This window comes from Streptomyces sp. NPDC001568, from assembly GCF_042893755.1.
GTDB lineage: Bacteria > Actinomycetota > Actinomycetes > Streptomycetales > Streptomycetaceae > Streptomyces.
In genome coordinates this window covers 154,472-166,167 of record NZ_JBIAVF010000024.1, presented here as the reverse complement: position 1 = coordinate 166,167, position 11,696 = coordinate 154,472, and the positions used below count along the sequence as shown (strand labels likewise).

The window sequence follows — 11,696 nt, the reverse complement described above, 5'->3', positions numbered from 1 at the left end:
TCGCCACCCGCTACGACAAACGAGCCCGTCACTACAAAGCCCTCGTCACCCTCGCCTGCCTACGACTCTGGCTCCCACAATGACATTGCGGACAGACCCTAGAGCATGGAGTGAGGCACGAGAACACTAAGGAGTATCGATGCTGCGCACGGAACGGGCCGAGTCACCGAGCACGGGCACCGTGACCATGGTTCTGGTTGACGACCGGACCTATGAGATCCACCCGGAAGCCCGGGATTTTTCGCTGCACCTTCAAGCCCGTGGCCGATCGCCCCACACGAGGCGGAACTACCTGCCACAAGTTGGCCGATATCTGAACTGGTGCAGCACAAGGGGCACCGACTGGCGGACAGCAGCCTTGGGTGACCTGGCCTGGTACAAGCTCTCGCTGGAACAAACCCCGGTCCGCGACACCCAGCAGCTACCCACTGGCAAGACGGCGAACGCACACCTCTCCACAGTCTGCGAGTTCCTGCGCTTCTCCGCTGCGCAGGGCTACATTCCGCAGGAGGTCGCCGAACGGCTGGTCGAGCCCCGTCTCCTCCACCACGCGCCGCGTGGATACCAGCGTGGCGAGCACGGCGAGCACAGCACGATTCGGGCCCGCATCCTGAAGGCACCAGAGATCGAGGAGGCGCCGGCCACGCTGACCGCCTAACAGTCGCAGCACATTGTCGCGGCAGCGCGGGCAGCGCGTGATCGCCTCTTGCTGTGTGTTCTCCTCGCCAGCGGCCTGCGGATCGGCGAAGCCTTGGGGCTGCGGCGGGAGGACATGCATCTCCTACCGAATGCGACCCACTTGGGGTGCACCCATCGTGGCGCCCACCTGCGTGTACGGTCTCGACAGGACAACATCAACGGGGCGCGCGCGAAGGGCGGTTCACCCTCCCGGGCGCCCGATTCGCCGGCGAAACGCCACTGCGTCTGTCCAGCACCGAATTTCGCGGAGACCGGAAGCACGATCAGCGGTTTCCCTGCCGCTTCGCCCCCTTGAGAGCAAGGGTGGCCCGGAGTCGGCGTGTGATGGCGGGTTCCGCTGCGCTGTCGGCGAGCTCGATTCGGGTCTGTGTCGTGGCTGCTGCGAGTGAGCGGCAGGCGTCGGCGAAATGGGTGGGCGCGTCGAGTCCGGCTCCGGGCTCGAAGCCGGCCTTCAGGATCGTCAGGGTTTCGTTGTTTCGGGCGAGGTCTGCTCGGCCGATCAGGCGGCCCTCGGCAAGGAGGGGGCACACGTAGTAGCCGTGGATACGTCGAGCGGCGGGTTTGTAGGCCTCGAACACCTGGGTGAAGTCGAACAGTCTCTGGACGCGCGGGCGGTACCAGATCAGGTTGTCGAACGGCCCCAGGAACATGGGGTCCCGGGATCGCCGTGGCGGACTGGTGAGCGCCTCGTGGCTGGCCCATGCCGGTCCCCAGCCCTGTACCCGGAGGGGGGTGAGACCGGTGGCGGGGAGGAGGCGGGCGGCGATGGGGGTGGGGATGCGGATGTAGTCGGCGAGGTCGTCGGCGGTGGCCACGCCGAGTGCGGTTGCCGCGTGGGTGAGGAGTCGGGTCAGGCATTCGTCGTCGGTGAGGTCGTCGTTGAGGTGTTCGGCGGGGATGCAGCGGTCGGCGAGATCGAACAGTCTCTGGCCGCCGGTTCGGCGGGAGGAGGCGAGGTCTCCGGACCAGACGAGGAACTCGATCGCGGTCTTGACCGGGCCCCAGTCCCATCCGGCGCCCGCTGCAGTGTTTTCGCGCAGGTGGCGTAGGGGAAGCGGGCCCTCTGCCGTGATTCGGTCTAAGAGGGAGGAGCGGGCTTTCTGGTCGGGGTATTGGGGTCGGCGACGCGATGCCCGGCGGCGGAAGGCCCACAGGGGCCAGTCGGCGAGCGGTACGAGGGCGAGGGCATGGGCGGGGTAGTCGAACGCGATTGATTCAGTGCCGTTGTAGAGGGCTTGGTCAATGCTGGTGGTGATCGTGTCGGGGATTCGGGTGGTGAGGGTGAGTTGGTGGGCGCGGGCCAACGTGCTGATGCTGTCGAGTTGGACGATGTGCAGGTGGGCAAGCGCGGCGGTGACGTCCGGGAATCCGTCGGCGGGCAGCGAAGCGGCGATCGCCAGGTCCCGGGCCTCCGGGAGGGACAACTCCACCTCCGTGCCGGGTACTGCGGTCATGTGCGTGGCTCCTTCACGGGCTCCGAGGCGGGCGTGGGGGCGAAGCCGGGTTCCTTCGCTCGGCTGGGGCGCGGGTCGGTAGCGCCCTCGATGCGGGTCGTGGGCGGTTCCGCCACCGGCTCGGCTGGGCCGCTGGGCGGCCTGGGTGTGGAGCGGGCGGGCGCCAGGAGCGGGCTCATGGCTCCGGCGGCCGCGCAGCAGGTGAGAGCGAGCAGGGCCGTGTCCCATCGTTGGTGTTCGGCCAGGGTGCCGATGATGACGGCCATGATGCCGTTGGCGATGTCGGTGGATGCGCCGATCCACGTGTTGGCCTCGACGCGGGTGTCATCTCGGGCGGTGGCGTCGACGAGGAGGAAGGCGTTGATGAACAGGGGGGTGACGAAGAGGCCCGCCACGAGGAGCAGTGTGGCGAGGAGCCAGAGTGGGCGGGCGAGGAAGAGGAGCAGGGTGGGGAGGGTGAAGCCGAGGGTCAGGAGCTGGTACTTGCGCCAGAGGCCGGTGTTCCAGTCGAGGGTGGCGTAGAGGATGCCGCCGATGACGCCTCCGATGCTGATCGCGGCGAGTAATGGGCCGAGCCATGCGGTGGCGTGCTGGTTCTGGAGGTAGGCGGGGATGAGGATTGCGGTGCCTCCGAAGATGGCGCCCAAGGCGAACAGGGGTGTCAGGATCGCGGGCATGCCCGGGGTGGTGAGCGGACCGAGCCAGCGTCGGGACGGGTGGGCACGGCGCCGTGGAATGGTCGCCGGGATGGGCTTGGTCGGTGTCGGGCGTGTGGTTCCGAGTTGGTGGCGGCGGGCGGCGGTCAGGTAGAGGACGGTGACCGTGACGAAGGAGGCGGCCGCCGCCTCGTAGGCGTGACGGGGTCCCAGGAGGACGACGGCCGCTCCGGCGGTGAGCGGGGCGAGGACGAACCCGGCCTCCTCCAGGATCGAGTCGGCGCTGTGCACGGCCTTGAGCTGTCCTTCGTCGACGGCCAGGCGCCGCCAGGAGGCGCGGAGCGCGGAGTTGAGCGGTGGGCTGGACAGGGTCGCGGCGATGACCAGGGGCAGGGTGGTCCACCACGGCCATCGGAACTCGATGCTGCATGCCACCAACGCGAGGAAGGCCGCGGTGGTGATGCCCATGAGGGTGAGGACGCGGTGGGCGCCGTAGCGGTCGAGGAGTCGGCCGCGTAGTGGGGCGCAGAGGGCGAGGATAAGGGTGTAGCTGCCGGCGACGGTGGCGGCGCGGGCGTAGCCGTGGGTTTGGGCGAGGGCGAGGAGGAGGGTGATGGGCAGGACGGCTGCGGTGGTGCGGGCGAGGAAGGCGAGGGTGAGCAGGCCCCGTACGGGGGGGCGGGTCAGCTGCCGGAGCGCGCTGGGCGTCTTGCGGTGGCCGGGGGCGGCGGGGGCGGTCACCGCTTGGTCTCCGGACTGGTTGTCGCGTCGTGATCGGCGGTCGCCGAGCGGACCTGAGGTAGAGGGGTGGTGCCCGATGGCGCCGCGCTGGCGGACTCGCCGGTACGGGAGGCGGCCTCGATGTCGGGCTCGGTGGTGTCCAGGTGGGCGGTGGCGCGTAGGGAGTCGGGGTGGAGGAGTACGAGTCGGGCGATGTCCTGGCCGCGGTGGACGGTGACGTCCTGGTCGGGTCGGATGGCGATGCTCATGCCCCCGCGGCCGGCCATGGCGTTGACGGCTTTGGCGGGGATTACTCCGAGCGGGATCGTCAGGCCGTGTGGGGGGCCGTTGGGTGGGGGCATGACCATGAGGAAGGTCCCGGGTGGGAGGGTGGCCGACCAGCCCAGGCGCCATTCGACGGTGCCCGAGCCGTTGGGCAGGAACATGCCCTCCCAGGTGCCGCCTGGGGTGCGGTGGTCGCCGAGGTGGAGCCAGGCGGTGTTGCCGGTGGCGATCCAGTCCCTGCCTCGCTGCCACATCCCCTGGCCGCCCAGGCGTCGGCCGACCTGTTGGGGATCCTCGCTGTTGGGGACGGCGAGCCCGATGTCGTCGAGGGGCTTCATCGTGAGGGTGAGCGGGGAACGCACGGCCCAGCCGAGTTCCTGGCCCAGGATCCAGGGCGGGCAGTCCGCGGGTAGCCGCGGGATCCGCAGGTAGCGGAACGAGCCCGCGTACATGTCGCGTTCGGCCCGGGCTTCGGCCCGGTCGACGCGTGGCTTGTCGGGCAGGACTGCCCAGGGGTGGAGGGGGCGGAAGGTGACCTCGGGCATGCGGTCTGCTCTCTGTCGGCGGATCCGGGCCCGACCGGTTGCGAGTGTCGCGGCCGGCTGGGTTCTTGGGCGGTGCGGCTGGCGTGCTGGTCCTGGCTCGGCTCAGCGGTCGTGGGCGTTTCCCAGGGCTCGGATCCTGGCCCGGACTCTCGCTCGAGCCCATGGTGGAGGCGCGGAGTTGTGCCGGGTCCCGGTTGTAGGTGGTCGCGGTGCACGGCGCGGGTGTTGGGAGGGGTGGCTGGGGAAAGTCCTTCGCCGTCCCGGGCCCCTTGTCTGCGGGGAGGGTCCGGGACGGCGAAGGGGGTGCCGTCCTGGGCCTGCGGCGGCTGGCGCGGCGCGGCCTACGGGCGGCAGGGGCGGGGCCCCGAGGGTGGTGGCACCTGCGCCCTCGGGGTCCTGTGGGTCAGGCGATTGTGTCGGCGCGGGTGAGGCGGCGTGTGCGCTCGGTCTCGGGGAGGGTGTCGAGGTCGAACATCACGACGCTGCAGGGGCCGTAGCCGACGGTGATCTCGTCGTAGGTGAAGACGCCTTCGTCGCGGTCGAGGGGGGCGGAGGTCAGGTCGACCATGGTGAGGCTGTTCGGGGCGAAGTTGGGGTGGGCGGCGGACATCATGCCGGCGCGGGCGAAGTTGGTGATGTAGACGGTCTGGTCGCCCTGGTCGACGACCAGGCCGCGGGGGCCGGAGCCGGTGGGGATCTGCCGGGTGACCTGGAGGGTGTCGGTGTCGATGACGGCGATGGTCGAGGAGTTCTCGACGGTGACCAGGGCGTGGCGGCCGTCGGGGCTGAAGGCGACGCCGCGGCCGCCGGTGGAGGCGACGTCGACGCGGTGGGTTTCGTCGGTGGTGACGTCGATGACGGTCACGTACGAGGCCTGGGTATTCGCGACGAACACGCGGCGGCCGGAGGGGTCGATGCCGAGGCTGTAGGGGTGGGCTTCGCGGTCGACGGGGATCTGGGCGAGTTCGGTGATGCCCTGGGGATTGCCTTCCGCGAGGGGGCTGATGTCGAGCTTGCTGATGTAGCCCTCGCCCCATACGCACACGTAGGCGATGGTGCCGGCCTGGTTGATGCCCATGTGGCGGGGGTCGCGGCCGGTCGGGATCTGGTGGACCTCCAGGTTGAGTTCGAGGTCGACGACGGAGACGGTGTCACTTCCGCTGTTCGAGACCAGGAGGTACTTGTCCCCGGGGAGGAGGCCTTGGCCGCGGGGGCCGTGGCCGACCTCGATGCGGCGGACCTCGTTCAACGCGACCGCGTCGATTTCGGAGATCGTGTTCTGGCTGGTGTTGCAGACGAAGCCCCGGCCGTTCTTGGTGAACTTGACGCCGCCGCGGGGGGCGTTGCCGATGGGGATCTGGGCGATGGTGCGGTGCTCGCCGGGGCCGGTTTTCGCGACGACGGACACGACTCCGTCGTCGGTGTCGGTGGAGAAGAACTGGATATTGCGCATGGCGATGTTTCCTTTTCTTCATTCGGGCGGGGACAGCCGGTCGACGCTTCGGGATAAAGGTCGACGGATGGCCGAAAATATCGGATGTAACGAAATTTTCAGCCGTGGGTGTAGTTCAGGTTCCAGGCGATGGAGATCCTCGGCTCGGTGTCCTGGAATTCGGGTACGGCGTGCTTGAGCCAGCCGGGGAAGATGATCAGTTCTCCGGGCGGGCAGGACAGGCGCACTCGGTGGCTCTCGCCGGCGAGGGTGATGCCGGGGTCGTAGTAGTCGACGGCGGGACGGGGATCGAGGAGGTCGATCTCGCAGAGTCCGGGCGCGGCGACGTAGTAGACGGCCGAGAGTGCGGTGTTGGGGTGGAAGTGCGCCTCGTGTCGGTCCCCGGCCCGGTAGAGGGAGGCCCAACTTCGGGTCACCCCCACCGCCACCCCTCCATCGCCCACCTGTGCGCGCTCGCCTTCGCGTTGCCGCGAGCGGTCGAAGGCCGCTCGCAGGGGTGCTCCGGTCAGGGATTCGGTGAATCGGCCCGCGACCGCGCACACCCATCGCGACAGGCGAACGGCGTCCGGGCCGGCCCACGTGGTGAGCTCGCCCGCGGTCTCCTGCTTGTAGCCGAACTCCTTCGCCCCGGCGCCGGCCTCGTCCCCGATCCGGTCGGCGAGCCGTTCGTTGATCTCGGCGGCGAACGGGCACTGGGTGCGGGCGATGGGGGTGGCGAAGAGTTGGGCGATCGTGGCTCTCGTCCCCGGCAGGGGTTGTGACGGGCCGGGCGCGGTGTCCGGTTGGGTGGTGGCCTCGGCGCTCTGGGAGACGGGCATAATTCGGCAACCTCCACAAAATATGGAGCCGATATCGCGGGCCTTGATTGGTCGGCTTTATCGGGGAGCAGCCATCATTCTGTTCCCCGGATTCGGGAGACGGCAAGCTTTTCGATCCTGCTCTAAAAGGGCGTGCGCTCTTTCCGTGCGCCGCTCCGGAGTGTTAATCGGATCGCGTTCGGAGGCGCCGTCGAGCGCTTGGATGCTGCCGGGTTTCACTCGCGGCACAGGCGCCGCACGGCGTGCCTCGTTCCCCTTGGCCGCGGTGTTGGGTGGGGGCGTGCGCGGGTGCTACGGCACGAGCCGGCGGTGCGCCGGGCTCCGGGGTCAGGGGTGTCGGGGTGCGCCGGGCAGGCCGTGGGCGCGCAGGAGGGTGTCGCCGAGCGGGGTGAGGCCGTGGTGGACGCTGACGCCGTCGCGGCGGGTGGTGATCAGCGCCGAGTGCCGTAGCACGCTGGTGTGGTGGGAGACGGTGGCGGCGCTCACGGCGAGTTCGTCGACCAGGTCGTTGGTCGTCGCCTCGGCATGGATGGCGATGAGGAGGAGGACCTGGGCCCGGGTTGCGCCGAGGAGGGCTGCGAGCGCGCGGTGGCGGGTCGGTGGCCTGCGGTCCGAACCGGGCGCGCTGGAGTTGGTGGTGGCCATAGGTCTCGCTCTACTCCGAAGGGGGATGGAGGGTTCCGGATGTCGCGGTCATCGCGCCGGTCGGGGCACCGGCGCCGACCGGCCTGCCGCTGGCGGCGGGGTCGGCCTGGTCCGGAGGTCGGGGGTGTGCATGCGGGCGAGGGCGACGGTGTTGGGGCGGGAGCCTGACCGGATGGTTTCGTACTGGGGGTGGCCGTCGGTGTTGGAGAGGTCGACGCCGTCCAGGTGCACCACCGCCACCGAGCCGGCGTGGGCGAGGGCGCAGTAGACGGATTGGTCGGCCGGGTCGATGGTGATGCCGCGCGGGCCGGCGCCGACGGGGATCCGACGGGTGAGTGTCCACTCCAGCAGATCCACCACGGCGAGGGATCCGACTCGCTCCAGGGTGACCAGCGCGTACTGGCCGTCTCCCGTGATCGCGACACCCGCCGGACCCGCTGCGGCGGGCAGCGGTGCGGTCGCCTCGATCCGGCCGTCGGCCAGGTCGAGGACGGCAAGAACATCCGAGCGGGCGGCGGCGACGAGAGCCAAGTCCCCGCACAGCGCTGCTGCCCGCGGCTGGACGTGATCGCCGAGACGCGTCCTGGAGGCGACCGTGATCCTGCCTGCGCGGCCCAGCGCGAGGGCGGCGAGGTCCAGGACCGCGACGGCGCCGTCGCCGCGCTCGCACACGACCGCGAGGGCGCCGTCGGCAGAGACGGCGATCTGGCCAGGTTCGCGCCCCACCGCAATCCGGGCCGCCTCCGCTTTCGCCAAGGTGTCAACGACCGAGACGCTGTCGGAGCCCGCGTTGGCGACCAGAAGGTAGGGCGTGCCGGGTACCGGCGTCAGGCTTCTGGGTGCCCAGCCCACCCGCACCCGCGGCCCTAACTGGCACGAAGCCAAGTTCACGACAAGGATCTCGTCCGAGACGGACAGAGCGACGAAGGCCTCTCCCCCGGGCAGGCACTGGGCCGTGACCAACGGGCTCCGACCTGTGATCACCGATCCGAGTGGCAGGTAGGAGGAGGGGCCGGACTTCCCCGTCAGGGTGAGTCGCCCGGCCGCCGTGTCACTGGAGATCAGCACCACTTCCACCTGCTCACCCCCGTTCCGGTCCGGCGCATGACCCTCGTGGTGTCCCGACTTCGCGCACTCGCGTCGAGGTCCGCCCCTACCGTGATATCGGCACCGCTCGGCGAAAGGTGCAAAAAGCTGTCAACTGTCCGTAACTGACTGGCATATGACCGACAGTGCCGTCTGGTAGCAAACCGGATGATCCGGTATAGGCTGCCGCCCCAACTTTCCCCAAGGAGTGCACTCTCCGTGACAGACACCCCGGATGCGGCCGCCCTCGGCACGCTCCACCACGTCGAAATCTGGGTCCCCGACCTGACCCGCGTGATCGCCGACTGGGCCTGGCTCCTCGAAGACCTCGGATACACCCTCCACCAGAGCTGGGAAGCGGGTCGCAGCTGGAAACTCGGGCACACCTACCTCGTCTTCGAGCAGTCCCCCGCCCTCACCGACAGCCGTCACGACCGATGCGCACCCGGCCTGAACCACCTCGCCTTCCACGCCGGAACCCCCGAGCGAGTCGACCTGCTGACCGCGAAAGCCCGCGAGAACGGGTGGACCCTGCTGTTCCCCGACCGCCACCCCCACGCCGGCGGCACCCACCAACATGCCGCCTACCTCGAATCCCGCGACGGCTTCGAAATCGAACTCCTCGCCTCGGGACCGGTGTAAGAAGTCATCTCATTTGGCCAGTCTGTGGTAGCAGATGAGGGTGCAGGCGAGGCTGGTGAAGGCGAGGAAGTGCTCGGCCTTGCGTTCGTACGGCGGTGGAGGCGTCGGCAGCCGGCGAGCCAGGACATGGTCCTTTCGAGGACCCATCTGTGGCGGCCGAGCCGTTGTGAGGACTCGATGCTTCGGCGAGCGATGCGGTGCTTGATACCCCTTTCGCGTAACCATCGCCGCAGGTGGGCGTAGTCGTAGCCCTTGTCCGCGTGGAGCTTGCCGGGCTTGCGTCGTCGGCGTCCGCGGCGGGATTTGATGGGCGGTATGCCGCGGACGAGAGGTTCGAGGGCCTGGCTGTCGTGGAGGTTCGCACCCGAGATCGCGAGGGACAGGGGCAGACCGGTCCGCTCGGTGATCAAGTGGATCTTCGAGCCGAACCTGCCCCGATCGACAGGATTCGGACCTGTCAGGTCCCCCTTTTCAAGGCCCTCATGTTCACCAAGTCGATCGCGCAGCGGGACCAGTCGAGCTCGCCGCGGGCGTCGAGTTCGTCGAGGACCAGGCGGTGGAGCTTGGCCCATACCCGGGCCTTGCTCCACTCGGAGAACCGCCGCACACGTGCCATGGTCCAGGTCGAGCCACCCAGCCCAGGTCGGTTGCGGGGCCGACGGGATTTGAACCCGCGGACAGAGGGGAGCAGGCCCGCCCCGTCTCCGTCAGTCGCCGTGGGAGGAACCTCGCCCACGGCGATCGCATTGGACCGCTCTGCCACGGCACCGCAACCTACGGAACCACGCGCGATCCCGCTCCAACTCAGGTTAGGGACAAGGCTCTCCGCGGGCGAACGCTTATGCGAGCGAGGGTGGTGTCGATTACCTCCGGGGTTATCGCACCACCGGGCGGCCGCCGGCTACGTTCGAGGGCGTCCCCCTGGAAGCAAGGAGCCCGATGATGCCCGCTTACGGATTCGCTCATCTCCGCAGCCGCCGACATCACCCCGACGTCATCGAGTACCTGGAGCGTATCCGGGCGACCCTCGATCCCTTCGCCGGCCACTTCGTCATCCACGGCCCGCCGGCCGAGGTCGTGGAGGGAACGTGGCCCGGCAGCATGGTGCTGATCGAGTTTCCCGGACTGCCCGAAGCTCGTGCCTGGTACGACTCTCCGGCCTACCAAGCCATCCTGCGGCTGCGTGCCGACCACATCGAGGGCGACTTGCTGCTGATCGAGGGCGTCGGGCCGACCTACGACCCCGCCGAGCGAGCTCGCAAGCTGCGGGCCGAAGCCGAGCGCGCGGGAGAGCCCGCCGGCGCGTAGGCCTGTGGCGGGTACTGGGGTGGTCGCCGGTGATGCGAGGTCACTCACCTGCACTTCGGCGACCACTCTCATGGGGTGGTGCGTGTCGGCGCTCGCGGCCAGTACGAGCCACACAGCGGCCTGGCCGACGCGCGGGAGCCGGGAGGCCGTGATGTTGTCATCGGCTATGCACGGAGCGCAACACACCTGTCGGCGTGCGCGACGTAGTCGGAGGCATTGAAGTGAGCTGCGCGTCCGGAATCCTTTCCGCCATCTCACATCTCGATCGAGCATGCAGTTCAGAGCGAGTGTTACCACTCAAGAACCGTTGATGTCCAAGCTCATAGCTCCAGGCCAGCCCGACGTTGCGTGGGGTCCGGACCGGCCGGGGCCGTGAGGCGGAAGCCGTGGAGCCGGAGCTCGTCCGCGTCGATGTCGTCGGGGGCCGGCCAGCCTTCCAGGATGAAGCCGAAGAATGCGCGGAGCGCTGCTTCGCCCAGTTCGAGAGGGTGGAAGGGCAGCGGGTACGGTGCCTCGTCCTCCCATTCCGGGTCCGGCTCCACCGGGTGGTGACCGGCCCAGTACGGCGCTTCGAAGGGGAACGGCTCGCCGATGTCCTCGATGACTCCGCTGTCAGGCGACAGGCTCAGCGAGCGGATGAGCCGGCCGTCCTGCCAGACCGCGAAGGCGAGCCAGTCCACCACGCTGTGCATCGCGTGCAGGACCATCCTGCGTCCGGCACTTGCCGTGACCAGGTGCTCCGACAGCTGCGACGGGCGGTCGATCATCAGGCGCCGGTCGCAGACGATGCCCACGCCCGGGAAGCTCGCGGCGTAGGTGAGTCCGTCGGCGGGATAGGTGCCCTCACCCAGGATCTCGCCCTCCGCGGCCTCCATGATCCAGCCCGGATACAGCCGCCCGACGAGTTCGGTCGTCTCCGCGATACCAGCTGCGGGCACCTGGCGCAGCGCGGCCGAGATGTCCCCGTCCGCGTACGCCAGCAGGCCTGTCTTGGCTCCCACGAGCACCCTCCCACCCTCGAATCCATGCGGGATGGACGCTAGCCATAGCCACTGACAGTGCAGATGAAGGTTGTGGGGGCCGACAGGGGTTTCCCGAAAACGGCGGAACGGGTTCGGCGACTGGTCGGGGGTCGTGGCCGTTCGTGCAGGTCAGGGGCGCATCGTCGCAGCACGCACCAGGTGCCTTCTAAGCACCTGCTCTATCACGAAACGGCTTTGCCCCCTGCAGGGAACCGGGCGGCGCAGAAGTCGCCGCCGTCGGCCCCCTGCTCGGCCTCGGGCTGGTCAAACAGGCACGCGCCGCCGCAGACGCCCGACTCGGGCAGGTCAGCCGACAGCTCGGCAGCCACCTGATCGCCAGCGAGGGGAGTGACAGCACGTCAT

The 11,696-nt window shown here is 69.1% G+C and carries 12 protein-coding genes, 1 tRNA gene and 2 pseudogenes; 4 read left to right on the top strand and 11 right to left on the bottom strand.

Annotated features, from left to right (window positions below; all coding sequences use genetic code 11):
- Both ACFY0I_RS34710 and ACFY0I_RS34705 read left to right on the top strand, forming a co-directional pair.
- A pseudogene (locus tag ACFY0I_RS34710) lies at positions 1 to 83 on the top strand (IS5/IS1182 family transposase); the annotation flags it as partial.
- Between the two features lie 56 nt (positions 84 to 139).
- Complete coding sequence (locus tag ACFY0I_RS34705) at positions 140 to 658, top strand: site-specific integrase (RefSeq protein ID WP_388903307.1); 519 nt, start codon at positions 140 to 142, stop codon at positions 656 to 658.
- A gap of 304 nt (positions 659 to 962) precedes the next feature.
- Here ACFY0I_RS34705 and ACFY0I_RS34700 read toward each other — a convergent pair whose 3' ends face one another.
- The 7 genes from ACFY0I_RS34700 to ACFY0I_RS34670 all read right to left on the bottom strand — a co-directional run bounded on the left by ACFY0I_RS34700 (position 963) and on the right by ACFY0I_RS34670 (position 8,127).
- On the bottom strand, positions 963 to 2,153 hold the full coding sequence (locus ACFY0I_RS34700) for a DNA glycosylase AlkZ-like family protein (protein ID WP_388903306.1): 1,191 nt from the start codon (positions 2,151 to 2,153) through the stop codon (positions 963 to 965).
- Positions 2,150 to 3,550 carry an MFS transporter gene (locus tag ACFY0I_RS34695; protein ID WP_388903303.1) on the bottom strand — a complete coding sequence of 467 codons (1,401 nt, stop codon included), beginning with the start codon at positions 3,548 to 3,550 and terminating at the stop codon, positions 2,150 to 2,152. The genes ACFY0I_RS34700 and ACFY0I_RS34695 overlap by 4 nt, the downstream gene beginning before the upstream one ends.
- Positions 3,547 to 4,359, bottom strand: a complete 813-nt coding sequence (locus tag ACFY0I_RS34690) for a hypothetical protein (protein ID WP_388903301.1) — start codon at positions 4,357 to 4,359, stop codon at positions 3,547 to 3,549. Before ACFY0I_RS34690 ends, ACFY0I_RS34695 begins: the two co-directional genes overlap by 4 nt.
- A gap of 403 nt (positions 4,360 to 4,762) precedes the next feature.
- Positions 4,763 to 5,812 (bottom strand): beta-propeller fold lactonase family protein, encoded by a 1,050-nt coding sequence (locus ACFY0I_RS34685; RefSeq protein ID WP_388903298.1) that lies wholly within the window; start codon positions 5,810 to 5,812, stop codon positions 4,763 to 4,765.
- Between the two features lie 98 nt (positions 5,813 to 5,910).
- A complete protein-coding gene (locus ACFY0I_RS34680) occupies positions 5,911 to 6,630 on the bottom strand; it encodes a putative 2OG-Fe(II) oxygenase (RefSeq protein ID WP_388903296.1) in 720 nt (239 codons plus the stop codon).
- A gap of 327 nt (positions 6,631 to 6,957) precedes the next feature.
- Positions 6,958 to 7,275 carry an ArsR/SmtB family transcription factor gene (locus ACFY0I_RS34675; protein WP_388903294.1) on the bottom strand — a complete coding sequence of 106 codons (318 nt, stop codon included), beginning with the start codon at positions 7,273 to 7,275 and terminating at the stop codon, positions 6,958 to 6,960.
- Positions 7,276 to 7,323: 48 nt separating this feature from the next.
- Entirely contained in the window at positions 7,324 to 8,127 is an 804-nt protein-coding gene (locus ACFY0I_RS34670) for a YncE family protein (protein ID WP_388903322.1), read from the bottom strand.
- 453 nt (positions 8,128 to 8,580) lie between these two features.
- On the opposite strand from ACFY0I_RS34670, the gene ACFY0I_RS34665 reads away from it, so the two are divergent.
- Complete coding sequence (locus ACFY0I_RS34665) at positions 8,581 to 9,003, top strand: VOC family protein (RefSeq protein ID WP_388903293.1); 423 nt, start codon at positions 8,581 to 8,583, stop codon at positions 9,001 to 9,003.
- Positions 9,004 to 9,012: 9 nt separating this feature from the next.
- Here the strand turns inward: ACFY0I_RS34665 and ACFY0I_RS34660 are convergent.
- Both ACFY0I_RS34660 and ACFY0I_RS34655 read right to left on the bottom strand, forming a co-directional pair.
- Positions 9,013 to 9,646, bottom strand: a pseudogene (locus tag ACFY0I_RS34660) (IS5 family transposase); the annotation flags it as partial.
- A gap of 7 nt (positions 9,647 to 9,653) precedes the next feature.
- Positions 9,654 to 9,772: transfer RNA gene (locus ACFY0I_RS34655), tRNA-OTHER, on the bottom strand.
- 173 nt (positions 9,773 to 9,945) lie between these two features.
- On the opposite strand from ACFY0I_RS34655, the gene ACFY0I_RS34650 reads away from it, so the two are divergent.
- On the top strand, positions 9,946 to 10,311 hold the full coding sequence (locus ACFY0I_RS34650) for a DUF1330 domain-containing protein (protein ID WP_388903291.1): 366 nt from the start codon (positions 9,946 to 9,948) through the stop codon (positions 10,309 to 10,311).
- A 320-nt stretch (positions 10,312 to 10,631) separates the two neighbouring features.
- Here ACFY0I_RS34650 and ACFY0I_RS34645 read toward each other — a convergent pair whose 3' ends face one another.
- Positions 10,632 to 11,312, bottom strand: coding sequence for a DUF6928 family protein (locus tag ACFY0I_RS34645; protein WP_388903288.1), 681 nt, complete (start codon positions 11,310 to 11,312; stop codon positions 10,632 to 10,634).
- Positions 11,313 to 11,515: 203 nt separating this feature from the next.
- On the bottom strand, positions 11,516 to 11,662 hold the full coding sequence (locus tag ACFY0I_RS34640) for a hypothetical protein (protein WP_388903285.1): 147 nt from the start codon (positions 11,660 to 11,662) through the stop codon (positions 11,516 to 11,518).
- Positions 11,663 to 11,696: the final 34 nt, after the last annotated feature.